22 protein-coding genes are annotated in these 24,435 nt (G+C 71.3%); 13 read left to right on the top strand and 9 right to left on the bottom strand.

Going from position 1 to position 24,435, the window contains the following annotated elements; translation table 11 throughout:
- Positions 1-81: 81 nt before the first annotated feature.
- Both ABH920_RS24420 and ABH920_RS24415 read right to left on the bottom strand, forming a co-directional pair.
- A complete protein-coding gene (locus ABH920_RS24420) occupies positions 82-855 on the bottom strand; it encodes a response regulator (RefSeq protein WP_370351501.1) in 774 nt (257 codons plus the stop codon).
- A 5-nt stretch (positions 856-860) separates the two neighbouring features.
- The gene (locus tag ABH920_RS24415) at positions 861-2,048 is read right to left on the bottom strand and encodes a sensor histidine kinase (protein ID WP_370351425.1); all 1,188 of its coding nucleotides are present in this window, start codon (positions 2,046-2,048) and stop codon (positions 861-863) included.
- 134 nt (positions 2,049-2,182) lie between these two features.
- Between ABH920_RS24415 and ABH920_RS24410 the strand changes: the two genes are divergently transcribed.
- The 5 genes from ABH920_RS24410 (at position 2,183) to ABH920_RS24390 (ending at position 6,181) form a co-directional block, all read left to right on the top strand.
- Positions 2,183-2,911, top strand: coding sequence for an ABC transporter ATP-binding protein (locus ABH920_RS24410; RefSeq protein ID WP_370351424.1), 729 nt, complete (start codon positions 2,183-2,185; stop codon positions 2,909-2,911).
- Positions 2,908-3,750 carry a hypothetical protein gene (locus ABH920_RS24405; protein ID WP_370351423.1) on the top strand — a complete coding sequence of 281 codons (843 nt, stop codon included), beginning with the start codon at positions 2,908-2,910 and terminating at the stop codon, positions 3,748-3,750. The genes ABH920_RS24410 and ABH920_RS24405 overlap by 4 nt, the downstream gene beginning before the upstream one ends.
- Positions 3,747-4,571: a hypothetical protein gene (locus ABH920_RS24400; protein ID WP_370351422.1), complete on the top strand. Its 825-nt coding sequence runs from the start codon at positions 3,747-3,749 to the stop codon at positions 4,569-4,571. Before ABH920_RS24405 ends, ABH920_RS24400 begins: the two co-directional genes overlap by 4 nt.
- A 30-nt stretch (positions 4,572-4,601) precedes the next feature.
- Positions 4,602-4,874 carry a DUF952 domain-containing protein gene (locus ABH920_RS24395; RefSeq protein WP_370351421.1) on the top strand — a complete coding sequence of 91 codons (273 nt, stop codon included), beginning with the start codon at positions 4,602-4,604 and terminating at the stop codon, positions 4,872-4,874.
- Positions 4,875-5,110: 236 nt separating this feature from the next.
- Positions 5,111-6,181, top strand: coding sequence for a mannose-1-phosphate guanylyltransferase (locus ABH920_RS24390; protein ID WP_370351500.1), 1,071 nt, complete (start codon positions 5,111-5,113; stop codon positions 6,179-6,181).
- A 61-nt stretch (positions 6,182-6,242) separates the two neighbouring features.
- On the opposite strand, the gene ABH920_RS24385 is transcribed toward ABH920_RS24390, so the two are convergent.
- Positions 6,243-7,043, bottom strand: coding sequence for an FHA domain-containing protein (locus ABH920_RS24385; RefSeq protein WP_370351420.1), 801 nt, complete (start codon positions 7,041-7,043; stop codon positions 6,243-6,245).
- A 159-nt stretch (positions 7,044-7,202) separates the two neighbouring features.
- On the opposite strand from ABH920_RS24385, the gene ABH920_RS24380 reads away from it, so the two are divergent.
- The 3 genes from ABH920_RS24380 to ABH920_RS24370 all read left to right on the top strand — a co-directional run bounded on the left by ABH920_RS24380 (position 7,203) and on the right by ABH920_RS24370 (position 9,857).
- Positions 7,203-7,325 carry a hypothetical protein gene (locus ABH920_RS24380; protein WP_370351419.1) on the top strand — a complete coding sequence of 41 codons (123 nt, stop codon included), beginning with the start codon at positions 7,203-7,205 and terminating at the stop codon, positions 7,323-7,325.
- 854 nt (positions 7,326-8,179) lie between these two features.
- On the top strand, positions 8,180-8,962 hold the full coding sequence (locus ABH920_RS24375) for a C40 family peptidase (RefSeq protein WP_370351418.1): 783 nt from the start codon (positions 8,180-8,182) through the stop codon (positions 8,960-8,962).
- Positions 8,963-9,056: 94 nt separating this feature from the next.
- Entirely contained in the window at positions 9,057-9,857 is an 801-nt protein-coding gene (locus ABH920_RS24370) for a class I SAM-dependent methyltransferase (RefSeq protein ID WP_370351417.1), read from the top strand.
- Positions 9,858-9,926: 69 nt separating this feature from the next.
- On the opposite strand, the gene ABH920_RS24365 is transcribed toward ABH920_RS24370, so the two are convergent.
- The 3 genes from ABH920_RS24365 to ABH920_RS24355 all read right to left on the bottom strand — a co-directional run bounded on the left by ABH920_RS24365 (position 9,927) and on the right by ABH920_RS24355 (position 12,690).
- Positions 9,927-10,784 (bottom strand): family 1 encapsulin nanocompartment shell protein, encoded by an 858-nt coding sequence (locus ABH920_RS24365; RefSeq protein WP_370351416.1) that lies wholly within the window; start codon positions 10,782-10,784, stop codon positions 9,927-9,929.
- A gap of 5 nt (positions 10,785-10,789) precedes the next feature.
- Positions 10,790-11,863: a Dyp-type peroxidase gene (locus ABH920_RS24360; RefSeq protein WP_370351415.1), complete on the bottom strand. Its 1,074-nt coding sequence runs from the start codon at positions 11,861-11,863 to the stop codon at positions 10,790-10,792.
- A gap of 119 nt (positions 11,864-11,982) precedes the next feature.
- Positions 11,983-12,690, bottom strand: coding sequence for a DUF4232 domain-containing protein (locus ABH920_RS24355; protein ID WP_370351414.1), 708 nt, complete (start codon positions 12,688-12,690; stop codon positions 11,983-11,985).
- Positions 12,691-12,809: 119 nt separating this feature from the next.
- On the opposite strand from ABH920_RS24355, the gene bioB reads away from it, so the two are divergent.
- From bioB to ABH920_RS24340, 3 genes are all read left to right on the top strand, one after another.
- Positions 12,810-13,928 carry a biotin synthase BioB gene (gene bioB / locus ABH920_RS24350; RefSeq protein ID WP_370351413.1) on the top strand — a complete coding sequence of 373 codons (1,119 nt, stop codon included), beginning with the start codon at positions 12,810-12,812 and terminating at the stop codon, positions 13,926-13,928.
- A gap of 96 nt (positions 13,929-14,024) precedes the next feature.
- On the top strand, positions 14,025-14,249 hold the full coding sequence (locus ABH920_RS24345) for a hypothetical protein (RefSeq protein ID WP_370351412.1): 225 nt from the start codon (positions 14,025-14,027) through the stop codon (positions 14,247-14,249).
- Between the two features lie 147 nt (positions 14,250-14,396).
- Positions 14,397-15,263, top strand: a complete 867-nt coding sequence (locus ABH920_RS24340; protein ID WP_370351411.1) for an LLM class F420-dependent oxidoreductase — start codon at positions 14,397-14,399, stop codon at positions 15,261-15,263.
- Positions 15,264-15,504: 241 nt separating this feature from the next.
- Here the strand turns inward: ABH920_RS24340 and ABH920_RS24335 are convergent, their stop codons facing one another.
- Positions 15,505-16,158, bottom strand: coding sequence for a DUF2625 family protein (locus ABH920_RS24335; protein ID WP_370351499.1), 654 nt, complete (start codon positions 16,156-16,158; stop codon positions 15,505-15,507).
- Positions 16,159-16,604: 446 nt separating this feature from the next.
- Between ABH920_RS24335 and ABH920_RS24330 the strand changes: the two genes are divergently transcribed.
- Together ABH920_RS24330 and ABH920_RS24325 are read left to right on the top strand one after the other, a co-directional pair.
- Positions 16,605-20,555, top strand: coding sequence for a Pls/PosA family non-ribosomal peptide synthetase (locus ABH920_RS24330; RefSeq protein WP_370351410.1), 3,951 nt, complete (start codon positions 16,605-16,607; stop codon positions 20,553-20,555).
- Positions 20,552-21,952: a M1 family metallopeptidase gene (locus ABH920_RS24325; protein ID WP_370351498.1), complete on the top strand. Its 1,401-nt coding sequence runs from the start codon at positions 20,552-20,554 to the stop codon at positions 21,950-21,952. The genes ABH920_RS24330 and ABH920_RS24325 overlap by 4 nt, the downstream gene beginning before the upstream one ends.
- 45 nt (positions 21,953-21,997) lie before the next feature.
- On the opposite strand, the gene ABH920_RS24320 is transcribed toward ABH920_RS24325, so the two are convergent.
- Both ABH920_RS24320 and ABH920_RS24315 read right to left on the bottom strand, forming a co-directional pair.
- Positions 21,998-23,449: an amidase gene (locus ABH920_RS24320; protein WP_370351409.1), complete on the bottom strand. Its 1,452-nt coding sequence runs from the start codon at positions 23,447-23,449 to the stop codon at positions 21,998-22,000.
- A 49-nt stretch (positions 23,450-23,498) separates the two neighbouring features.
- Positions 23,499-24,434: a phosphotransferase family protein gene (locus ABH920_RS24315; protein ID WP_370351408.1), complete on the bottom strand. Its 936-nt coding sequence runs from the start codon at positions 24,432-24,434 to the stop codon at positions 23,499-23,501.
- Between the last annotated feature and the right edge of the window lies 1 nt (position 24,435).

Raw genomic sequence — 24,435 nt, 5'->3', positions numbered from 1 at the left:
TGCTTTCAGGTGTCCGCTCGCGCGACAAGCCGTTGCGGCATGTTTGTGCAGGGCGCCTAAGAGTTCTGTCCCCGGCCACACTCAGCTCATGATCCCGGCCTCGTAGGCGAGGATCACCAGCTGGATCCGGTCCCGGGCGTCCAGTTTGGTCAGCAGGTTCGCCACGTGGGTCTTCGCCGTGGCCAGGCTGATCACCAGCTCGGCGGCGATCTCGCTGTTGGCCAGGCCGCGCGCGACCAGGGTCAGGACTTCGTGTTCGCGCTCTGTGACGCCCGCCAGCTTGCCGCGTGCGCCGCCGTTGCCGTTGCCATTGCCCCGTGCGTCGCCGCCCGCGATGTCCCGCTGGTCCCGCTCGGCGCGCTGCGCCCGGTCGGCGGCGGAGCCCTGATCGGTGAAGTCGGCGATGAGCCGGCGCGTGACGCTCGGCGCGATCAGCGCGTCCCCGGCCGCGACGACGCGCACCGCGGCCAGGATGTCGTCCAGCGCCATGTCCTTGAGCAGGAACCCGCTCGCCCCGGCCCGCAGCGAGCCGTACACGTTCTCGTCGTCGTCGAACGTGGTCAGCATCAGCACCTTGGTCGCCGGTGCCTCGGCCTTGATCCGGCGGGTGGCCTCGATCCCGTCCAGCCCCGGCATCCGGATGTCCATCACCACCACGTCCGGGTGCAGGTCGTGGACCTGTCGCAGGGCCTCGGCGCCGGTGCCGGCCTGCCCGGCCACCTCGATGTCCGGGGCGTCGGTGATCACCATCACCAGCCCGGCCCGGATCAGCGGCTGGTCGTCGGCCAGCAGGACCCGGATCGGCGGCGTGCCGCTCGTCGCGTTCGCGCTGCCTATGCCGTTCATGCCGTTCATGCCGCTCATGCCGGGATCCGCGCTGCCACCCGGAACCCGCCCTCGGGGCGCGGACCGGCGTCGAAAGACCCGTGCAACAGCGACACCCGCTCCCGCATCCCGGCCAGCCCGAACCCGCCGCCCGCGCGCGGGGCGTCGGCGAGGCCGCCACGACCGTCGTCGAGCACTTCTATCACCACCTCCCGAGGCCGGAACGCGATCGCCACCGAGCACTGCCCCGTGTCCGCGTGCCGCACCACGTTCGTCACCGACTCCTGCACGATCCGGTACGCCGACAGGTCCACCTCCGCCGGCAGCTCCCGGCGCTCGCCGTCGAACCGCACCCGTACCGCGACCCCGGCCCTGGCCGCGTTGTCGGCCAGCGCCGGCAGGCTGTCCAGCCCCGGCATCGGCGCGCCGCTGTCCCGGTCGTTCTCGGCCCTGCGCAGCGCGACCAGCATGTGCCGCAGCCCGGTCAGGGTCTCCCGGCTGGTGGTCTCGATGACCTCCAGCGCCTCGGCGGCCAGCACCGGCTGCGTGCTGATGCAGCGCTTGGCCGCCCCGGCCTGGATCGCGACGATCCCGATGCTGTGCGCGACCATGTCGTGCAGCTCGCGGGCTATCCGCAGCCGCTCGGCGGTCACCGCGCTGGCCGCGACCTGCTCGCGCAGCGCCCGGCCGTGCTCGCGCCGCTCGCGGATCAGCACGCCGCCGATGAACGCCACGGCCAGCAGCAGGACGGCGTTGCTGAGCCGGCCGTACGGGGTCGGGCCGCCGGGCGTGGCGGCGAACTCCAGCACCGTCCAGGCCGCGAACGTCGTGATCGTCGCGGCCAGCCCGATCCACCGCGGCCGGCTGGCGGCCACCACCGACACCAGCGCGCCGGCCCCGACCAGCGACATCGTGCTGCCCTCGCCGAGCGCCGTCAGCCACGCCGCCCCCACCAGCAGCCCGGCCAGCGCGGTCACCGGACGGCGCCGGCACATCACCACCGGCGCGGCCGACACCACGGCGAGCTCCAGCCGCTGCGCGCCCTGGAAGTCCACGGTGCCGGGGCCGACCACCAGCGGATGCGGGCCGGCCGGCATCGTGTCGAACACCAGCCAGGCCAGCAGCAGCATCCCGCCCACCGCGAACGCGTCGAACCACCCGGTCGGCGTGCGCCGCCGGGCCAGACGTCGGAGCCGGTTCACCAGCCACACAGGAGCGTTCACACCGGCCAGGCTAGCGATCACCGGCCCTGCGACACATCGGTCGCCAGAACTAGTTCGCGCGGCCGGTCCGCCGGCGCCAAGACCGGTCGCCAGCCCGATCCGGCGCGCCGGGGGAGAGCGGCACCGTAGTGGTCATGATCGAAGTCAACCAACTCACCAAGAGGTTCGGCGGCGTGACAGCCGTCGAGGACCTGACGTTCACCGTGCGGCCCGGCGTGGTCACCGGGTTCCTGGGCCCGAACGGCGCCGGCAAGACCACGACGCTGCGCCTGCTGCTCGGCCTGAACACGCCGACCTCCGGCACGGCCACGGTCGCCGGCCGCCGCTTCCGCGAGTTCGGCACCGGGCTGCGGCACGTCGGTGCCCTGCTGTCGGCCGACGACGTGCACAAGGGCCGCAGCGCCTCGGCGCATCTGCGGGCCCTGGCCCGCAGCAACGGCCTGCCGCCCCGACGGGTCGGGGAGGTGCTGGAGGAGGTGGGCCTGGCCAAGGCCGCGCGGCGCCGGGTCGGCGGGTTCTCCCTGGGCATGAAACAGCGGCTGGGCATCGCGGCGGCGCTGCTCGGGGATCCCCCGGTGCTGATCTTCGACGAACCGTTGAACGGCCTGGACCCGGAGGGCGTGCGCTGGGTGCGCGGGCTGTTCCGGGGGCTGGCGGCCGAGGGCCGGACGGTGTTCGTCAGCAGCCACATGATGAGCGAGATGGAGCACACCGCCGAGCGCGTGGTGGTGATCGGCAACGGCCGGCTCATCGCCGACGAGACCCTGGCGGAGTTCTCGGCGCGCTCCACCGGCACGTTGGAGGACGCGTTCATGGCGCTGACCTCGGCCAGCGTCGAGTACCGGGCCGGGAGCGCGCGGTGAACGCCGCGGGGTTGGCCCCGACCAGGGCATCGACACCGACGGCACTTCGGTCCGCGCGCCTGCGGGACCTGGTCGCCGCCGAGTGGATCAAGTTCTGGTCGCTGCGCTCGACACCGCTGGTGGTGCTCGGCCTGACCGCCTGGTACGGCTACCGCGGTTGGCAGGGCGCGCACGACACCTACCGCCGATACCTGGCCTTCTCCCCGGCGCAGCGCACCGGCTTCACCGACAGCGGCCTGTTCGGCTCCGGCGTCGAATGGCTCCCGATCATGGTGGCGGCCGGTGCGCTCGGCGCCCTGATCGTGGTCTCCGAGCACGCCAGCGGCCTGATCCGCACCACCTTCACCGCAGTCCCCGACCGGCTGCGCGTGGTCGCGGCCAAGGTGGCGGTGCTGACGGCGGTGATGTCAGGGCTCGGAGTGGCGGTGACCGCCGAGGTCTACGCCTTCGACCGCGCGGTCCTGGCCGGCCATCGCCTCTCCTTCGCCCCGAGCGATCCCGGCGTGCCCGCGCTGTTCGTCTCGACGGTCGTGCTGATGCCGCTGTGCGCGCTGGTCGGGATGGCGTTCGGCACGCTGATCCGCAACGTCGCGGCGTCGATGGTCGCGGTGTGCGTGTTCTTCCTCATGGTGCCGCAGCTGTTCAAGAGCCCGACCACGCGTTGGGCGATCGACGTCGGCAACGCGCTGCCCTGCTACGCCTGGGCCCGCCTGGGCTTCCTCGGGCACGGGAAGGTCGTCGGCGGCGAGACCTTCACCGGAGCCCTGGCCGCCTTCGTACTGTGGCCGCTCGTTTCGGCGGCAGTCGTCGCCGTCGTACTGAACCGGAGGGACGTATGAACACCGTCACCGAAATCCACACCGACATCCGGTTCCGCCGGGCGCTTCTGCGAGACGTGGCCGCCGCCGAGTGGATCAAGCTGTGGTCGCTGCGTTCCACGGCCGTCATGGTGCTCGGCGCGTTGTTCGTCGCCGCGTCCAGCACCGTGTTCCTGGCCGGGCACGTGTTCCTGACGCCGCTGGGCAAGGCCACTTTCGACCCCGCCAACATCGAGTTCAACTCCGGCGTGTGGAGCGCGCTGATGCTCGGCGCGGCCTGCGTCGGCGCCGTGGCGATGACCGGCGAGTACGGCAGCGGCCTGATCCGGGCCACGCTCGTCGCGGTCCCGGACCGAAAACGGGTCGTGGCCGCGAAGGCGGCGGCGCTCGTCGTGGCGGCGGGCATCGTCGGCGCGGTGGTCACCGCCGTGACCTACGGCATCGGGTACGTCGAGCTGTCGGGTTCGGGTGTACACGCCGGGCTGCCGACCCCGACGCTGATCCGGACCCTGCTGGCCGCGGTGTTCGCACTGCCGGTCGCGGCGGTGATCGGGCTGGCGTTCGGGGCGGTGGTCCGGCACCCGGCCGGGGCCTGTCTGGCGGCGGTCGCGTTCCTCGCGGGACTGCCGAACCTGCTGCGGACCCAGGGCCGGGGGTTCCAGGCCGACGTCAGCAACGCGATGCCGTACCACGCGTGGGGCACGCTGATCGGCCAGATGCCGGACAACGGTTTCCGGCCACTGCAACCGCCGACGGTCGCGCAGTCCTGGGTGTGGCTGGCCGTGTGGCCGCTGGCGGCGGTCGGTGTGGCGATGCTGGGACTGCGAAGGAGGGATTTGTGACGGGACCGGGTCCGCGGGCGAGACTGGGGCATGACGATCTACCACATCGCCTTCCGGACCGACTGGGCCGACGCCGTCGCGGCGGGGGAATACCACGTCTCCACCCGCGGCAAGACGGTCGAGGAGCAGGGCTTCATCCACGCCTCCACGGCCGCGCAGGTCGCCGGCGTGGCGAACGCCTTCTACGCCGACGCCGAGGACCTCCTGGTGCTGGTCATCGACCCGGAGAAGCTGACCGCGCCGCTGCGGTACGACCCGGTGCCGGGGCCGACGCGCCGTTCCCGCACATCTACGGGCCGCTGAACGTCGACGCCGTCACCGGCACCGCTGAGCTGCGACGGGACGCGGACGGACGGTACGCGTTCGAGGGCTGAGACACCGGGCGCGCGCGGCGGCGGGCCGAGCGGTCTCAGCAACCTGATCCAGCCACGCCGACGGTGGCGCGGGCCGTGTCGGGTGCGGCGATCGGCAGATAAGGGAAAGGACCGGGTGAGGACTCGGTCCGTCCCTCTCCAGGAAGGTGTCACCGCGTGTACTCGATGATCCTGGCCGGTGGTAGCGGAACCCGTTTGTGGCCCCTGTCGCGGGCCGCCAACCCGAAGTTTCTACACCGCCTCGGCGGTACCGACCAAACACTGCTGCAGGCCACGGCGGCCCGCGTCGACGCGCTGTCGCATCCGAACCAGGTGTACGTGGTGACCGGCGTCGCGCACGCCGCGGCCGTGGCGCGCCAGCTGCCGCAGGTGCCCGAGGAGAACATCCTGGTCGAGCCGGCGCCCCGGGACTCGCTGGCGGCCATCGCGCTGGCGGCGGCGGTGATCGCGCGCCGGGATCCGACGGCGGTGGTGGCGGTGTACTCCGCGGACCATCTGATAGGACGGCAGGAACGGTTCGAGGAGCTGATCCGGCTGGCCGCCGACGCTGCGGGGACCGGGGCGCTGGTGACCGTCGGGATCCGGCCGACGCGGCCGGAGACCGGGTTCGGGTATCTGCACCGCGCCGAGGAGATCTCGCCGGGGGTGCATCGGATCGCGGAGTTCCGGGAGAAGCCGTCGGCGGATGTCGCCGCGGCATATCTGGCTTCCGGCGAGTACCTGTGGAACGCGGGCATGTTCGTGTTCCAAGCCCGAGCTTTCCTGGGGGAGCTGGTGCGGCAGCGTCCGCAGCTGTACGCGGGGGTCGCCGCCATCATCGAGGCCTGGGACGGGCCGGACCACGAGACCGTCTTCGGCGCCGTCTGGGACGGGCTGGAGCGGATCTCGGTGGACTACGGGGTGATGGAGGGTGCCGCGGCGGCCGGGAAGGTGGTGACCGTCCCGGCCGACTTCCCGTGGAGCGACATCGGGGACTTCCACTCGCTCGGGGAGTCGCTGGACGGCGACGCCGACGGGAACGTGGTGCTGACCGACGACGCGTTCGCGACGCTGCGCGGGGTCGAGGACTCGGTGGTGGTGTCCACGACCGGCCGGGTGGTCGCGGTGGTGGGGCTGCGCGACGTCGTGGTCGTGGACACCGAGGACGCGCTGCTGGTGTGTCCCCGGGACCGGGCGCACGAGGTGAAGCAGGTCGTGGACGGGCTCAAGGCGGACGGGTACGCCGCGCACGTGTGAGTGACATGGGGAGTGTGGAGGCGCCTGGACGTTCTCGCCCGAGTGGCGCCCCCGTCCGCCCTCAGACGTTCTCGCCGAGCACGTACAGGTCCTCCGGCACCAGCGTCGCGTTGCGCAGCAGGGCCCGGATCAGGTTGTCGTTCAGCGTGTTGCCGAGCGGCTCGACCATGCCGGGCTCCTTCACGACGCCGCGGATCGCCCCGGCGCCCGTCGACAACCGGGCGCGCAGTTCGGCGATGCGGCGCTCGACGGCCTTGGCCGTCCAGGGGTGGACCGGGTTGGGCTGGGCCTCGTTCAGGTCGTCGGCCGCCTGCTTCCAGGTCACCGGGGCCGGGTAGGGCTCGCGGCGCAGGTAGCGCTGGCCCAGGGCGATCAGCATCATGCGCTCGACCGGTGACAGGTCGGTGACGTCGGAGGTCAGGGTGCGGGCCTGGCCGACGTCGCGGTGCTGCTGGCTGGGGTTGCCGACGATGTGCACCTCCAGCAGGTGGGTGCGGCGGTTCGGGGTCTCGATGGTCAGCGGGGTGTAGCCGGGGCCGACGGAGACCTCGTGGTGCCGCAGGACCGGCTCGGTACCCGGCATCAGGATCGGCCGGCGGCCCTCGTTGCGCAGCCACCACTCGTCGCCGTCGCAGGTGAAGACGCCGGCCAGGCGGCTGACGAACTCGTCGTCGCCGCCGATGACCACATGCACGTCGAGCTCGGCGCGCCCGAAGTGCAGCGTGAACTTGCGCGGCGGGACCGCGAAGCCGCTGGGGCCCGCCTTCACGAAGATCGTGCCGGCCGGCGCGGGCGGCACCCCGCCGGCCAGGCTCGGCAGGTTCTGCGGCAGGACCTGCGGGATGAAGTCCCGTATCTGCATCGTGGCCCATTTCCTCGGCGCGGCCCGGCCCGGATGGCTGGGCGGCGGCGGCTGTTCGGTCGGACAGTGGCGATCTCAGGGCGTGAATGAAGCCCGAGCAGCAGCGTACTTCGGATCGCCGGGGAGGGGTCCCGCCTGCTGCGTGGTCCGATATTGCCCATGGTGAACACGGACTACTTCCAGGACGACGACGTCGACAACGAGGCGCCCTACCGGACCTTCGGACTGGGCCAGAGCAGCCGGCTGCGAGCCGGCGTGAGCATCCGCCGAGAGCACCGATGACTCGGTGACGCGGGGAGCGAGGGGCCCCGCATCCGAACAAGCACACGAGTTTCCGCCACACCGACGGTCACGGGGCCGGCCGGCGTGACGGAAGGGGCGACTGCCCCGCGGCGGGGGCCGGCGGGGCGGTCGGGCCGGAGCCGGCGGCGACGCCACCGGTGCCGGCGAGGGGGTGGGGGCTGGGGGACTGCCTCGCCGTCGGTCACGGGGCCGGTCGGCGAGGCGGGGCCGGCCGCTCGGCCGGCGGGGGCCGGGGGGTCGGTCCGTGGCGGGTCGGGACGGGAGCAGGACAGGGGGATGCCTTACCGCCGGTGACAAGGCTGGCCGCTCGGCTCGCGGCGGCCGGCGAGTTGGTCGGCGGCAGGGCAGCAAGCAGTAGGACAGCAGCGCAGGGGGATGCCTCACCGCCGGACTCGGGGCCGGTCGGCGAGGCGCGGGGGACGGGCCGACCGGAAGGTCGGCCTGAACCAGGGCAGCGAGACACGCCGCCTCTCCGACGGTCACGGGGCCGTGCGGCGGGGCGGCGTTGTTGCGTGTCGGGGCACCTCCCGGCGTGGGAGCCGCGGTTGCGGGCGAGCCGGGGCTCCGGTGCGTCTCGCGGCATTTTCGGCGTGGCGCGGGCGCGCCGGCTCGTCGGCGAGCGGGAGCCGCGCCGACAGCACCGATTCGTATCCTTGTTCTGTTTGACAGCCCTCGACTTTGGTCACCCTTCCTTCCGCGCCCCGGCCAGGTCGCGCCGCTCACCGCTGCGCCGTCCGGGGGTGACCTGGCATGGAGCCTGATTCCCGACGGTAGGACGACCTTCGGATCATCGCAGGAATCTGTCCTGCTCCAGACCGAGGGAAGTGAACGGGATGCAATGTCATAAACCCGGGCACCGTGCCTCCGCACGGTGCGTTTCCGCACTGCTGGCCGCGAGCGCGCTGCTGGCTGCCGCTGTCGACCACCTCGGGGGCACCGTGGTGCGGCCCGCGGTCCAGACCGCGGCGCTCGATGTGCCCTCGGCGCCGGATCCCGCGCCGCTGCCCGACGCGCTGAACGGCACCGGTGCTCCGGTGCGACCGGCCCCCGCGGAGGCTGATCCGTCAGGGCCGCAGCCCGAGGCCCGGCACTCGCAGCCGGCACGTCCCGCGCGCCGCGCCGCCAAGGCCAAGACTAAGACCAAGACCAAGGCCCCCGCCCGGCATCAGAGCGCGGCGCAGTCCCGCCCGGCCACGCGCCGCCCGGCCCCGGACCGGCACTCCAACTCCTCCCTGCTGGCCCACCTGCCCCCGGCGAAGAACAAGAAGGCGGCCGCCGCGGTCCACGAGGCGCTGTCCCTCCTCGGCGTCCCCTACCGCTGGGGCGGCACCACCCGCGCCGGCGGCTTCGACTGCTCCGGCTTCACCCAGCACGTCTGGGCGGTGGCCGGCGTGAAGATCCCGCGCACCGTGCGTGCCCAGGCGCGCGCCGGAACGCAGATCCCGTTGAGCAAGGTAGAACCGGGCGATCTCGTGGTCTTCTACCCGACGCAGCACCACGTCGGCATCTACGTCGGCAACGGCCTGGTGATCGACTCCCCGCACTCCGGCTCCTGGGTACGGCCCGATCCGGTGCGCTCCATGCCGGTCTCGGTCGTGGTGCGGGTGCACGCCTGAGCGGACGCGGACGGCGGCGCACGGGGCCGTTCTCGGCGGCGGTCGCGGCCGCCGAGAAAGCCCCGCCGCCGCATCAGGCGCCACAATGGCTCGCATGACTACAGCCGTGGACCGCGCCTACCGCGACCTGAGCCCCCTGGACGTCAGGATCCAGACCCACCGCCGCTACAGCGAAGCAGCCCACGACGTCGAAGCCGACGTCCTCACCGCAGCGGCGATCACCGCCGAGGACACCCTCCTCGACGTGGGCCCCGGTACCGGCACCTTCCTGGCCCGGCTGTCCGCCGCCGGACACACCGCTCCGCTGGCCGCGCTCGACTTCTCCGCCGAATCCGTCGCCACCTGTGCGCGCATCCCCGGCGTGCGCGCCGCTCGTGGCGACGCCCGGCAGCTGCCCTACCCGGACGCCGCCTTCGACGTCGTCACCGCCCGTCACATGCTCTACCACGTCGACGAGCCCGTGGAAGCCATCCGCGAAGCCCGCCGCGTCCTCCGGGACGGCGGACGCTTCGCCGCCGTCGTCAACCGCGAGAAGCCCTACCCGCACTTCATGGCCCTGCTGCGCGAGATCCTGGCCGGCCACGGCATCACCCCGCCGCGCTCACCCGACGAGCACGTCCACGGCGGCAACCTCCCCGGCCTCGTCGCCGAAGCCTTCGACCCGGACACCGTCCATGTCCTGCGGCGCGAAAACGCCCTGCTCCTGCCCGGCCCCGAGCCGGTCGTGGCCTACCTGGCCTCGATCCTGACGCTGCAAGGCGTGCCGGACGACCCCGACCTGCACCGGACCATCATCGACGACCTCGACAAAGCGGCTCGCGCCAGATTCCGCGCCCTGCCGGATGGGATCTGGCGCGAGCCGAAGGGCTACGTGGTCGTCACCGCGACCGCCTAGCGCTGCCCGACGCCGAAGCAGTGCCATAGCAGCACCGCAACAGTGCCGCAGCAGCGCCCGCCAAGTCGCCTACCGCCGCTTGGCGGGCTTCGTCTCCTTGCCCGCCTTCCCCTCTGCGGCCTCCACAAGCTTCGCGCTCAGCGGCACCGCCGCCTCAGCCGTGTAGGGCAGGAACGTGAACGACTGCGTGAAGTACAGCCGCACCTTCTCCGCGGTGTGCGACTCGTACCCGATCGACAAATCCTGCCCCAGCTGCAGCCGGTAGTCCCCGCCGCGGCTGGACAGCAGCACGCCGCCGGTGATCGCCGGCGCCCAGATCACCTCGCCGTCGATCAGCCGCGCCACGTGCTCGGCGACCGGGTACCCGTGGTCCACCGCGTCCGACAGCGCCTGGTAGGCGTCCGCGCCCAGCACCAGGTGGTAGGGCCCTTCGACGCCGGCCAGCTTCAGCTGCGTGGCCATCCGCGCCACGGTCGTCGGGAAGTCGACCGGGTCCTCGGGCAGCGCCATCGCCGCGTTGCTGGCGAACGGCCGCAGCCCGGTGATGCCGGCCGCCGCGTAGCCGTCGGCGATCGCACGGTCCTCGGTGAACGCCGCGATCTTCGCCGCGTCCTTCACCGGCTGCCAGTCGCTGTCCTGCGCGCCGCGCTCCACGTCGTCGATGGCGGAACGGTCCAGCTCGAACGGGATCCGCACCTCCACCAGCGGCTGGGCGCTGCGCAGCCGGGCCTGGACGCCGTCGTGCGGGGCGACGATCGCCGAGGTGTGGCCGTTGCCGACCGCGCCGAGTTCCAGGCCGTCCGGGCCCGAGACGTCCACGACGCGCCGGAAGGCCAGGTACCGCAGCACCGTGCGGCGCGCCTCCTCCTCGATCTGCTCCCAGGCGGCGTCGCTGACCGGGGCGAGGTCGCGGTGCAGGTTGTTCATGTCAGTCAGCTCCTAAGGCTTCCGATGCCCAGCGATCCATCTGCGGGACGGGGTGATGCGGTGGGACGGGATGAATCAGTGGGGCGCGGTGATTCGGCGGGTGCGGCGTCTGCGGCAGGCGCGTCCTGGCCCGGGGCCGGCGGCGGGTCGTCCAGGAACGAGGTCGGCGGCACGAAGAACAGCCCGCCGGTCACTGCCGTGGAGAAGTCCAGGATCCGGTCCCGGTTGCCCTCGCCGTCGCCGAGGAACATGTTCCGCAGCATCTGCTCGGTGGTGGTCGGCGTCGCGCAGTACCCGATGAAGTACGTGCCGACCTCGCCCTCCCGGAACGAGCCGAACGGCATGTTCGCCCGCAGGATGTCCTGCTCCCGGCCGTCCGCGCCGACGATCGTGTTGAGCGCCACGTGCGAGGTCTTCGGCAGCGCCGCGTCCGGCAGCTGCACGTTGCCGGCCTTCGTGCGGCCGATCACCAGCGCCTGCTCCTGGTCCGACAGCGTGTTCCACGCGGACATGTCGTGCAGGTATTTCTGCACGATCACGTAGCTGCCGCCGACGAACTCCGGATCCCGCTCGGCGTCCACCAGCGCCGCGTCGACAGCCTCCGAGCCCTCCGGGTTCTCCGTGCCGTCGACGAAGCCCAGCAGGTCGCGCCGGTCGTAGTAGCGGAAGCCGTGCACCTCGTCCACGACCTTCACCGCACCGCCCAGGCGCGTCAGGATGTTCGCCGCGAAGTCGTAGCAGACGTCCAGGTGCTGGCCCCGCAGGTGCAGCAGGATGTCGCCGGGCGTGGACGGCGCCTCGTGCTGCGGGCCGTCCAGCGCGACGAACGGATGCAGCTCGGCTGGCCGGGCCCCGCCGAACAGCCGGTCCCACACCGCCGAGCCGAACCCGGTGACGCACGCCAGCTCCGCCTCCGGATGCCCGAAGCCCACGGCGCGCGCGTACGCGCTCAGATCCGGGACGACCTCCCGGACCGCGTCCTCGCCGCCGTCCTCGACGGTCAGCACCAGGAACATCGCCGCCGAGGTCAGGGGACTGACCACCGGCTGGGCGGCGTCGGCGGGGGAAAGGTCGGTCATCGGGCGGGTCTCCTCGCGGCTCGGGCGTCGCAACCCTCCCGACCGTAACAGGCGCCCGATGCGCCCGCCCGTCGAGAGGTCGCTGATGATCCTCAGGGGTCCTCTGCGGTCGCCGGCCGCTAGTAGAGCGCGCTCTGCATGTCGCTCTCCCAATAGGAGACGTACGCGGAGCTGTCGATGTACTGCGCGCTCGGCGGCATCGCCACCGACACCGGCCGGCCGGTCCCGCCGGCGCCGGCGTCGCCGGGCTGCAACTGCAGGAACAGCGCCGGGATGGTCTTGCGGTTCGTGCCCGAACCGTCCGCGGCGTTGGTCATCACCCCCGCGTACGCGATGGCGCCCGGGGCCAGCAGGATCGCGGCGGCCGGCTTGTCCATCTGGGCCACGCCGATCGTCGACTTGTCGGCCTGGAAGGTGCTGAGCAGCGGGTACTTGTTCAGGTGGCACGGGACCTGGGCGGTGTTGGTCGCCGAGATCAGCACGTGGTTGATCGGCTCGCGGACCGGGTCGATCGAGAAGTGCAGCATGTCGGTCGAACAGTCGCGCGGCCCGCCGGCCCCGACGGAGGTCGGCTTCGGCGACCCGGAGGCGGTGCCGGGAGCGGCCGTCGACGGGCTCGCGCCGCCGTCCACGGAGCCCGACGAGGAGGAGGCCGTGGGGGAGACCGCTGACGCCGCCGACGTGGTCGTCGCCGAACCGGCGGCGTTCTTGGCCCCGGAGGACGTCGAACTGCTGCACCCGGCTGTCAGCGTCACCGCAGCGAGGCAGGCGGCCAGCGCCGTGCCCAGCCGTATACCGATCAGGTGGCTCGAATCAGAGGTGTTCATTTCGAGCAGCATGCCATGCGCGCCCGCCGCACCAGAAGGAACCCCACAACGTCTACCGCGTGATCCTGTGTTAGCCACCGATCACCCGGCCCGCAGGCGCCACGCCACGATGGGGAACCATGACCGACCCCTCTGGTGTGCACCTTCCCCTCGACACCCTGCTTCCCGAGCCGCTCTCCGACCTGCTCTCCGACCTGGTCGCGGCGGCCCTGGAGCGCCGGCCACCGACGCGCGAGCAGGCGCTGGCGCTTCTGGACAGCTCCGATGAGGACCTGCTGGACGTCGTCGTGGCCGCCGGGCGCGTGCGGCGGGCCTTCTTCGGGCGCCGAGTGAAGCTCAACTACCTGGTCAACATGAAGTCCGGGCTGTGTCCGGAGGACTGTTTCTACTGCTCGCAGCGGCTGGGCAGCGAGGCGGAGATCCTGAAGTACTCCTGGATCAAGACCGATGAGGCGACGGAGCTGGCCGCGAAGGCCGTCGGCGCCGGGGCCAAGCGCGTGTGCCTGGTCGCCTCCGGACGCGGGCCCTCGGATCGCGATGTCGAACGAGTGGCCGACACCGTGGCCGCCATCAAGGACGGCACGCCCGACGTCGAGGTCTGCGTCTGCCTCGGGCTGCTCAAGGACGGTCAGGCCGCGCGGCTGGCCGCCGCCGGAGCCGACGCCTACAGCCACAACCTGAACACCGCCGAGGAGAAGTACGCGGACATCTGCACCACGCACACCTTCGCCGACCGCGTCAGCACGCTGCGGGACGCCACCGCCGCCGGGCTGTCGCCGTGCTCGGGCGCCATCTTCGGGATGGGGGAGAGCGACGAGGACGTGGTGTCCGTCGCCTTCGCGCTGCGGGAGCTGGATCCGGACTCGGTGCCGGTCAACTTCCTCATCCCGTTCGAGGGCACTCCCCTCGGCGGGCGGTGGGACCTCACGCCGGCGCGGTGCCTGTGGATCCTGGCGTTGTTCCGCTTCGTGTTCCCGGACGTCGAGGTGCGGCTGGCCGGCGGCCGGGAGATCCACCTGCGCACGATGCAGCCGCTCGCGCTGCACCTGGCCAACGCGATCTTCCTCGGCGACTACCTGACCAGCGAGGGCGCGGCGGGTTCGGACGACCTGGCGATGATCGCCGATGCCGGGTTCGTCGTCGAGGGGCGGAAGGAGGCGACGCTGCCGGCGGCGCGCGCCGAGCAGGTCGCTGTGCGGCGGCGCGGGGCCGGGACGGAGGTGCCGGCGAACACGTGAGTGAACGGGCCTGCTAGTGGGAGCGAGCGGGGGAACCGGGACCTCCGATCGGGCCGGGGGAGTGGCGGGATCGGAGGGCACGCCTACCGTAAAGGTATGAACACCAAGTGGGGCTTGACCGCGCTGATCGTCGGCGGCTACCTGCTGGCGCTGGGCATCGCCGGGATCAACGCCAACTCCGGCGGCGTGGTGGCGTTGTTCGCCGTGGTGCTGGTACTCGGGTTCGTCATCGCCGGGTGGGCGGTGGTGCTGCCCTGGGATGGCGGTGCTCCTCGCGGCGAGCACGAGTCGCCGGGGCCGGTGCACGTGCCAAGGTCCTGACAGCGTCCGGCGGTGCCGTGGCGAGTTGATGTCGGAGACTGACATCTGGGGCGCGGCGGGAGTAGTTTTCGGGGAGGACGGCCGACGGGATTGCCGCCGGCCGGTCCGCTTCTGACATACCCATGTCCCCCCGCGAGGAGCTAGACCATGGATCTCGGGCTGCACATCCCCAACTTCACGTACCCCGGCGGCCCCGCCACGCTGGCCGACGACCTGACCCGGGTGGCCGTCACGGCCGAAGAGGTCGGGTTCGCGCGCGTGAGCGTGATGGACCACCTGTTCCAGATCGGGCCCATCGGCCCCGTCGAGATGGACATGCTGGAGGCCTACACGACCTTGGGCTTCCTGGCGGCGCGCACCGAGAAGGTGCAGCTGCTGGCGTGGGTGACGGCGGTGACGTACCGGGACCCGGGGCTGCTGGCGAAGGCCGTGACGACCCTGGACGTGCTGTCGAAGGGCCGCGCCTGGCTCGGCATCGGCGCCGCCTGGAACGGCGAGGAGGCGGCAGGCCTCGGACTGTTCTTCCCCAGCACCGCCGAGCGCTTCGAGCGCCTGGAGGAGGCGCTGCAGATCACCCTCCAGATGTGGAGCGACAACGAAGGCCCCTACGAAGGCAAGCACTACCACCTGGGCCGCACCCTGAACTCCCCGCAGCCGCTGCGCACCCCGCCGATCCTGATCGGCGGCGGCGGCGAGAAGAAGACGCTGCGCCTGGTCGCGAAGTACGCACAGGCCTGCAACCTGTTCGCGAGCCCGGAGCTGGAGCACAAGCTGCAGGTACTGCGCGGCCACTGCGAGACCGAGGGAACGGACTACGACGCCATCGAGAAGACGGTGATGATGCCCCTGAACATCGGCGACAAGGGCGAGAACATCCCGGCCCTGCTGGAGCAGATACGCGACTTCGCGGCGCTGGGCGTCAGCGAGGTGCACGTGTCGGTGCCGAACGTGTCGGAGACGGAACGGCTGGAGCTGATCGGGCGGGAGTTGATTCCGGCGATGGCGGAGCTGTGAGGCTCGGCTCTAGCGCGTTCGTGACGCGTTGAGGTGGTGCCCGGTTCTGCCGGCTCGGGGTCGGCGGGGCCGGGCTTTTTGATGGGGATAACAGGCCCCAAGACTCTGGGACAGTGCGCGGGTGCCTGCGTCGGGGGAGCTTGACTCCGCAACCAGAACCGGTCTGCGGCGACTCCCGGGGTCCGATGTCCTGGCTGTGCGCGAAGCGTCCGCGAGCGATCCAAGGTCAGGTGCGGAGAACCTATGCCTGCCCGAGGAACCCGGGATCGGCCGTGCCCAGTTGCCTGGCGGTATCGACAGCCACGCCGAGAACCTCGCGCATCGGCACGGCCCGACGGCTCGCGGCCGCAAGGTCGGCCCGCCCTTCCTTCGACCACAGCGGAGGGAACACGTTGATTCCCTGGGAGAAGGACAGCGCCGAGGCTTCCTCGCGCCAGCCCTGCCAGCGCAGCCCTTCGTAGAACGTCTCCAGCCGACCCGACAACAGCCAGGACACCCATGCCGAGTGGCCCATCGCCATCGTCTCCCACTCCAGCGTGTCCGGAGCGAAGTACGTCATCTGTCCCGCTTCACCGGGACGGCCTGAGGCTGCCGGGTCGTAGCTGTTCAACGCGAAGACCCCGCCCAACCGCCACGCAGGGTCGTAGACCTCCGGGAACGCATTGATCGCCGCCAAGCTCGGCAAGCCGTCGCTCCCGCGTCCCGAGCGGCCCGCGAACACCCGGACCCAGTCGCCGTCCACGACCAGGCCGCCGCTGTTCAGCACCAGGGACCCGAGGACCGACCGCACGGTGATCTGCAACTGGAGCAGTCCACGGCGACCCTCGTCGACATCGGTCGGCAGGACGGTCAATGGCACCGCACCGGCCGTGAACAACTCCTGGAGCTCCGGCAGCCTCGCTCGAACCTGCCCACCACGGCGTCCGAGATCGGTAACGAAGTCAAGAGTATGTAGATAGATAACGGGCCCCAATCCTCTCCTCATATCCAGCTCACCTTCACGCCCACACGACCTTGCAAGGAGCCGCCTTCGGCGGCACTCATCTAAAAGAACGGCTCTTCGTGATCTTGGGGGAGTGGCCGGCGGCGCCAGAACACCCCCACCCACCGATATGCTCTCCTCGGCCCCGAGCCAGCCAGACACCTGTCGGCCATCCCCACACCACGCCCGCGCCATGCCGCCGACGCTTCGGTTCGCTGTGCTGGCACCACAGTTCGCCCGCCCACCGACTGTCATTCCCGGGGCGCCGCTGGAATTCGCGTGATCATCTCTGTTGATATCCTGACATCGGCCAGGCCCGCGAACCACGCGCGCCGTCCCGCCGACGCGAGGAAACCCGAATGGATCAGCCGGTGTCCGGTCAGGACGCCCCCGCGGTGTACGACGCGTCGGCGTCGGCGCCAGCGCCCCGTACGCTCATTGACATTCTGCACGCCACGGCGCGTGCGCATCCTGACGCCACGGCGTTGGACGACGGTCGCCGGGCGCTGGACTACTCCGCTCTGCTCGTGGAGGCGGCGGCGATGGCCGCGCGGCTGGGCCGGGCCGGCGTGGGGGCCGGGGATCGGGTGGGGGTGCGGGTTCCTTCCGGGACCGTCGATCTCTACATCGGGATTCTCGGTGTCCTGACGGCCGGGGCCGCGTACGTCCCGGTGGACGCCGACGACCCGGACGAGCGTGCGCGCCTGGTCTTCGGCGAGGCCGAGGTCCGGGCGGTGATCGGCGAGGGGCTGCGCATCACCGTGCAGAACCAGGTTTCCGTGCAGAACCAAGTCTCCGCGGAGAACACACCGGAGGCCGAAGCCCAGCCCGCAGCACAGCCGGCCCAGTTGGCCCAGCCAGCTCATCAGCCAGCCCCGCCCACCCTCGCCAACGACGCCTGGATCATCTTCACCTCCGGCTCGACCGGCAAGCCCAAGGGCGTCGCCGTCACCCACCGCAACGCGGCGGCGTTCGTCGACGCCGAGGCCGGCCTGTTCCTGCGCGGCGCGCCGATCGGCACCTCGGACCGTGTGCTGGCGGGCCTTTCCGTGGCCTTCGACGCCTCCTGTGAGGAGATGTGGCTGGCCTGGCGCAACGGCGCCTGCCTGGTCCCGGCGCCGCGGGCGCTGGTGCGCAGCGGTGTGGACCTGGGTCCGTGGCTGGTGGAGAACGGCATCACCGTGGTCTCGACGGTCCCGACGCTGGCCTCGCTGTGGCCGGTGGAGGCGCTGTCCGACGTCAGGCTGTTGATCTTCGGCGGCGAGGCGTGCCCGCCGGAGCTGGCCGAGCGCTTGGCGGTGGCGGGCCGGGAGGTGTGGAACACCTACGGCCCGACCGAGGCGACGGTGGTGGCGACCGCCGCGCAGCTGACCGGGCAGAGCCCGGTGCGCATCGGGCTGCCGCTGGACGGTTGGGAGCTGGTGGTCGTCGACGAGCTGGAGGAGCCGGTGCCGATGGGCGGCTCGGGCCAGCTGGTGATCGGCGGCGTGGGCCTGGCGCGGTATCTGGACCCGGAGAAGGACGCCGAGAAGTACGCGCCGCTCAAGTCGATGGACTGGGATCGCGCCTATCGCAGCGGTGACCTGGTCCGCGCCGATCCGGAGGGCCTGGTGTTCCTGGGCCGCGCCGATGAGCAGGTCAAGCTCGGCGGCCGCAGGATCGAGCTGGGCGAAGTCGACGCGGCGTTGCAGGCGCTGCCCGGGGTGGCCGGTGCTGCGGCTGCGGTGAAGAAGACCGCCGGCGGCGCGGAGATCCTGGTCGGCTACGTGGTGCCCAACGCCGCGGGCTTCGACCCGGCGACCGCGCGCGCCGCGCTGGCCGAGCAACTGCCGGCGGCGCTGGTGCCGCGGATCGCGGTGGTCGACGATCTGCCGGTGCGCACGTCGGGCAAGGTGGATCGCAACGCGCTGCCGTGGCCGTTGCCGGGCGTCGAGGAGCCGGTGGAGGCGGCAGAACTGACCGTCGCCGAGGACTGGCTCGCCGAACGCTGGGCGACGCTGCTCGGTGAGCGCCCGGTGCGCCCCGAGGTCGATTTCTTCGATGTGGGCGGCAGTTCGCTGGTGGCGGCGCGGTTCGTGTCGATTCTGCGGTCGCGGTATCCGACCGTGACGGTCCGCGACGTGTACGACAATCCGACGTTGGGCGAGCTGGCGGCCCGGTTGATGGCGCTGGCTCCGGAAGCCGTGGACGGCGAGGTCGCGGAGTCGGTGCCGGAGGTGGCGCCGGTGAGCCGCGGCGCGCAGGCGGTGCAGGTGGCGGTGATGGTGCCGTTGGCGACGCTGGGCGCGGTGCGCTGGCTGACGTTGTTGGCGGGGCTGGGGAATCTGGTCGACGTGCCGTGGGCGCCGCGCGTGTCGTGGTGGCTGGTGGCGGCCGGGTTCGTGCTGTTCGTCTCTCCTCCCGGCCGAATCGCGTTGGCGGCGGGAGGCGTGCGGCTGCTGGTGCGGGGCGTGCGGCCGGGTGACTATCCGCGCGGCGGGTCGGTGCATCTGCGGTTGTGGGCGGCGGAGCAGTTGGCGTGGCGTATCGGGGTGTTGACGACGGTGACCGGGCCGTGGAACACGCTGTACGCGCGGGCGTTGGGGGCCCGGCTTGGCCCGGACGTGGATCTGCATTCGCCGCCGCCGGTGACCGGCATGCTGCGGATGGATCAGGGCTCGTCGGTGGAGCCGGAGGTCGACCTGACCGGTTTCTGGGTGGACGGGGCCCGGGTTCGCGTGGGTGAGCTGCGGATCGGCGCGAACGCTTCGGTGGGTGCGCGGTCGTTGCTGTTGCCGGGTGCGCGGATCGGTGAGCGGGCGCGGATCGCGCCGGGTTCGTCGGTGGCCGGTGTGGTGCCGGCCGGTCAGGAGTGGGCGGGGTCGCCGGCGGTGCGGTTGCGCAAGGCTGAGCGTCCTCCGGGTGTGGCGCGGCGTTCGCGGCTGTGGACCTGGGTGTACGGGTCGACGGCGGTCGGGCTGGCGCTGTTCCCGCTGATCGCGGCGCTTCCGGCGCTGCTGATCGTGGCGGCGTTCGTGCAGGACACGTCGACGGTGTGGCAGGGCTTCGGCTGGGCGCTGGTGGGTCTGGTGCCTGCGACGCCGGTGTTCGTGATCTGCTACGCGCTGCTGACGTTGGCGTGCGTGCGGGCGCTGAGCGTGGGCATGAGCGCCGGCGACCATCCCCTGCACAGCCGTCGCGCGTGGCAGACCTGGGCGACGTTGCAGCTGATGGCGATGGCGCGGGTGTGGCTGTATCCGCTGTATGCGAGCATCCTGACGCCGTCGTGGCTGCGGGTGCTGGGGATGCGGGTCGGGCGCGGCGTGGAGATGTCGACGGTGTTGGCAGTCCCGGCGATGACGACCGTCAACGACGGCGCGTTCCTGGCCGACGACACGATGATCGCGCCGTACGAGATGGCCGGCGGCTGGTTGCGCGTGGGGCACGCGCGGATCGGCAAGCGGGTGTTCGTGGGCAACTCCGGGATGGTGGCGCCGGGCCGCAAGCTGCCGAAGGAGAGCCTGGTCGGGGTGTTGTCGGCGGCTCCGCACAAGGCGAAGCGGGGCAAGTCGTATCTGGGGATGCCTCCGGAGCGGTTGCGGCGTCCGGGCCAGGACGTCGACGACTCGCTGACGTACAACCCGCCGCGCCGTCTGATGGCCGCGCGCGCCGCGATCGAGTTGTGTCGTCTGGTGCCGATGATGGTGACGGCCGGGGTGGCGTTGTTGTCGGTGGCGGTGGTGACGGAGGTGGCGCGGTCTTGGGGTGTCGCCGCGGCGGTGCTTTTGGGCGGTGTGGTGTTTTTGGCCGCGGGGGTGTTGGCCGGTGTGATCGCGGTGGTGGCGAAGTGGGCTTTGGTCGGGCGGATCCGGGTATCGGATCAGCCGTTGTGGAGTTCGTTCGTGTGGCGCAATGAGCTGGCGGACAACTTCGTGGAGTTGGTGGCGGCTCCGTGGTTCGCGGAGACGTGGTTGGGGACGGCGCCGTTGAACGTGTGGCATCGGGCGATGGGGTCGCGGGTGGGTCGTGGCGTGTGGTGTGAGACGTACTGGCTGCCGGAGGCGGATTTGATCGTGTTGGGCGATGCCTCGACGGTGAATCGGGGCTGTGTGGTGCAGACGCATCTGTTCCATGACCGGGTGATGAGTATGGATGTGGTGCGGTTGGACGCGGGGGCGACGTTGGGTCCGCAGGGGGTGATTCTGCCGGCGGCGGAGATCGGGGCGCAGGCGACGGTGGGTCCGGCGTCGTTGGTGATGCGGGGTGAGTCGGTGCCGGCGCATACGCGGTGGCAGGGGAATCCGATCGCGCCGTGGCCGGGTCGGGCATGAGCGGGGATCTGGTGGCTGGTACTGGTTCTGGTTCTGGTGCGGCGGCGGGTACTGGTGCGCGCGCACGCGCCGACGCTGGCGCGCGGTCGGCGGCTGCGGCGCCGTATTTCCCGCGGCGCGGCAACGAAGGCTACGTGGTCGAGCACTACGAGCTGACGCTCGATTACCGGGTGGGGTCGAACCGGTTGACGGGGGTGGCGGTGGTGACGGTGTGGGCGACGGCGTCGCTGTCGTCGCTGGTGTTCGATTTCGCGGAGCTGCGGGTGGACCGGGTCATACTGCAGGACGGTCGGCGGCTGCGGTTCGAGCACCGCAAGGAGAAGTTGAAGGTGGTGCTTCCGGCGCCGGTGGCGGCCGGGGAGCAGGTGGTGGTGGAGGTGGTGTACCGGGGTGCGCCGCGTCCGACGTCGTCCCGGTACGGGGGGCTGGGCTGGGAGCAGTTGGCGGACGGGGTGTTGGTGGCGTCGCAGCCGACGGGGGCCCCGTCGTGGTTTCCGTGCAACGACCGGCCGGATGACAAGGCGACGTACCGGATCCAGGTGACGACGGCGTCGCAGTACCGGGTGGTGGCGAACGGCCGGCTGGCGGGTGTGGCGCACAGCGGGTCGTCGTCGACGTGGACGTTCGTGCAGGACGTGCCGATGGCGACGTATCTGGCGACGGTGCAGATCGGCCAGTATCAGCGCGCGGACTTACCGGGCACGGCCGGCGGCGTGCCGCTGCTGGTGGTGGCCCCGGCGCGGCGGATGGCGGCGGCGGTGGAGGCGTTGGCGGCGCAGGACGCGATGATCGCGCTGTTCGGCCGGCTGTTCGGCCCGTATCCGTTCGGGGCGTACACGGTGGTGGTGACGGAGGACCGCCTGGAGATCCCGGTGGAGGCCCAGGGCGTGTCGATGTTCGGCAGCAACCACATGGAGGGCGACGGCGATGGCGACGGCGAGCGCCTGATCCCGCACGAGCTGGCGCACCAGTGGTTCGGGAACAGCCTGACGTTGGGCGATTGGCGCGACATCTGGCTGCACGAGGGCTTCGCCTGCTACGCGGAGTGGCTGTGGTCGGAGGGCTCCGGCGGCCGTTCGGCGGCGGAGCACGCCCGGATGTGGCACGGCCGTCTGGCGCGGCTGCCGCAGGACCTGGTGCTGGCCGACCCGGGCCCCGCCGACTTGTTCGACGACCGGGTGTACAAGCGCGGCGCGCTGACGTTGCACGCGCTGCGGGTGACGGTCGGCGACGAGGCGTTCTTCGGGGCGCTGCGGGAGTGGACGGCGCGGTTCCGGCATTCGACGGTGTCGACGGCGGAGTTCGTGGAGGTGGTTTCGTCGGTGGTGGGGCGGGATTTGAGTGAGTTCTTCGATGGTTGGTTGTATGTCGGGGCTTTGCCGGCGCTGCCTCGGTAGGTGGTGCGGTAGCTGGTTCGGTAGCGGCCGGCCGGTGGGACCGCCCTACCGCGGCGTTTGAAAGCCGCCGATCCTCTCCTCAAGCAGCTCAGCGAGCCGCAGCGGTGTCCGGTCTTCGAACATCGGGCCGATGAGCTGCACTCCGACCGGCAGCCCTTCGGCGGACAGCCCCGTCGGGATGGCAGTTGCAGGTAGGCCGGGCATGGTGGCCGTCCCGGCCCAGACGAGCTGGTCGAAATACGGGTACTCCGCGCCGTCGATGTCGACGCGGCGTGCCAGCGCGTCGGGGTTGTGGTCGTGGGGGAACGCGGGTGTGGGTGTGATCGGGCAGACCACGGCGTCGAACTCGGCGAACAGCTCCCGCCAGCGGTGGCGGTGCAGTTCGCGACGGTTGTTGGCCTCGATCCAGTCGCGGTGGCTGAACGCCATCGCGCGCAGCCGTGTCGCGTCGAGGCTCTGGTCGTCGGCGTCCAGTGCGGCGGCGAAGGTTCGCAGTTGCTCGTATCTTTCGGCGGGGAGGCGTGCGGCGGAGCCCGAGAACAGCAGCTGCATGTAGAGCACTGCGGATTCGGTCGGGTCGGGCAGTAGTGGGCTGTGTCGTTCGACGCGAGCGCCGCCGTCGAGGAGCGCGCCGGCCACCCGGTTCAGACCGGCGTGCACCGCGGAGCCGGTCGGGATGATCGGGTGGTCGTCGACGATCAGGACGCGGAAGTCGCCGAGCTCCTGGTGCCGTGCGGCCGACAGCGCCAGGTGGTGCGCGACGCCGAACGTCAGCGGATCCGGTCCGGCCATGACGTCGAGCAGGAGGGTGAGGTCGCGGGCGCTGCGTGCCATGGGCCCGACGACGGAGAGGTCGGTTTCGGTCGGTAGTGCCGGTGCGGGAGGCGGGATCATGCCGCGGTTCGCCGCCAGCCCGAGGGTCGGCTTGTGTGCGTAGACGCCGCAGAAGTGCGCGGGGGTGCGCAGCGAGCCGGCGAGGTCGGAGCCGATGGACAGGGCGCCGAATCCGGACGCCAACGCCGCGGCCGATCCGCCCGAGGATCCGCCGGACGTGCGCTGATGATCCCACGGGTTGTTGGTGGTCCCGTAAATGTCGTTGAAGGTCTGGATATCTTGCAGCCCCAGCGGGACGTTGGTCTTCCCGAGCACCACCGCGCCGGCAGCCTTGAGCCGCGAGACCTGTACCGCGTCCTCGGCTGGAATATATTTCCGGTGTTGCGGCATGCCCCATGTCGTGGGCAGTCCGGCAATGTTGTAGGACTCTTTGACGGTCACTGGAATGCCGAGCAGCGGCCGGTCTTCGCCGCGAGCGCGCGCCTGGTCGGCGTCTTGGGCGGCGGCGCGTGCGTGGTCGAAGTCGGGTACGCAGATTGCGTTGATCGTTTTGTCGTCCTGCTCGATGCGGGCGATTGCGTCTTCGGTCAGTTCGACGGAGGTCACTTCGCCGGCGTGCAACGCGGTCAGGAGTTTTTCGGCCGTCTGGTATTTCCATTCCATGATTCCGACCATATCTGCCTCTGGAAGAGGCCGTAGAATGCCGATTGTGTCAGCCCAATGTGTCGATCAGGGCGATGACGTAGGTGTTCAGTCGCTCCTCGACGGCTCGTGGGCTCAGGTCCGTCCTGCCGGCCTCACGCCACGGTTGCGACACCGCGCTCACTTCTTCGGAAAGCGCCAGCGCGTCCCGTACCAGCCAGTACAGCCGTTCGCTCCTGCTCGCAGCGAGCGCCCCGCCAGCCTGCTCATACGCTTCGGCGAATCGCAGGCCCCAGTCGGGGCCGTGCAGCAGCGCGAGGTTGGCCGCGCAGTGCGCGACGTCGAGGTCTGCCGGGCCCCAGGAGGTTCCGGCCCAGTCGACGACGCCGGTGATGCGGGCAGCGCCCGCCGCCACGTCGAACAGTACGTTGCCCGGTTGGAAGTCCCGGTGCAGGAATCGCCCCTCATAAGCCGGCGCGGGCTCACGGATCACGTCGATGGCCGCAGCCCATGCTGCCGCGTCGGCACCCTTCGGGGTCACGACCGTGTCGGCGGTCGTCAGCGCCACGTACGCCCGGGGCCGCTCGGCGGGCCGCACCGCGTGGATCGCCACCAACTGCCGCGCCAGCAGAGGCACGCGCGCCTCCACCCCGTCATCGTCGAGGACCGTCCGGCCCGACAGATGGGTCATCAGGAGCGAGGGATACTCGCAGTGCGCAGCGGTCGGATCAACGGCGACCAGGCCGGGAGCTGTCACGCCGCTGGCGGCGAGCGCCGTCAGAGCGTTGGCCTCCCTGGTCAGCGAGTCCTCGGCGTGTTCGACGTAGAACGGGTCGACGTACGAGCGCAGCACCAGCTCACGAGTGCTCCCGTCCCGTGCGCCGATGGTCAGCTTCCGCATCTGCGCGGTGATGCCGCCGTGCAGCACGTCGGATCCGACGATCCGTTCGCCGTCCGGCAGATGCTGCTGTACCCAGGCCAGCGTCAACGGTCGAATGCCCGTCACC

This window comes from Catenulispora sp. EB89, from assembly GCF_041261445.1.
GTDB lineage: Bacteria > Actinomycetota > Actinomycetes > Streptomycetales > Catenulisporaceae > Catenulispora.
Note: the sequence above shows the minus strand (reverse complement) of the source record. Positions and strands in the feature narration are given on the sequence as shown.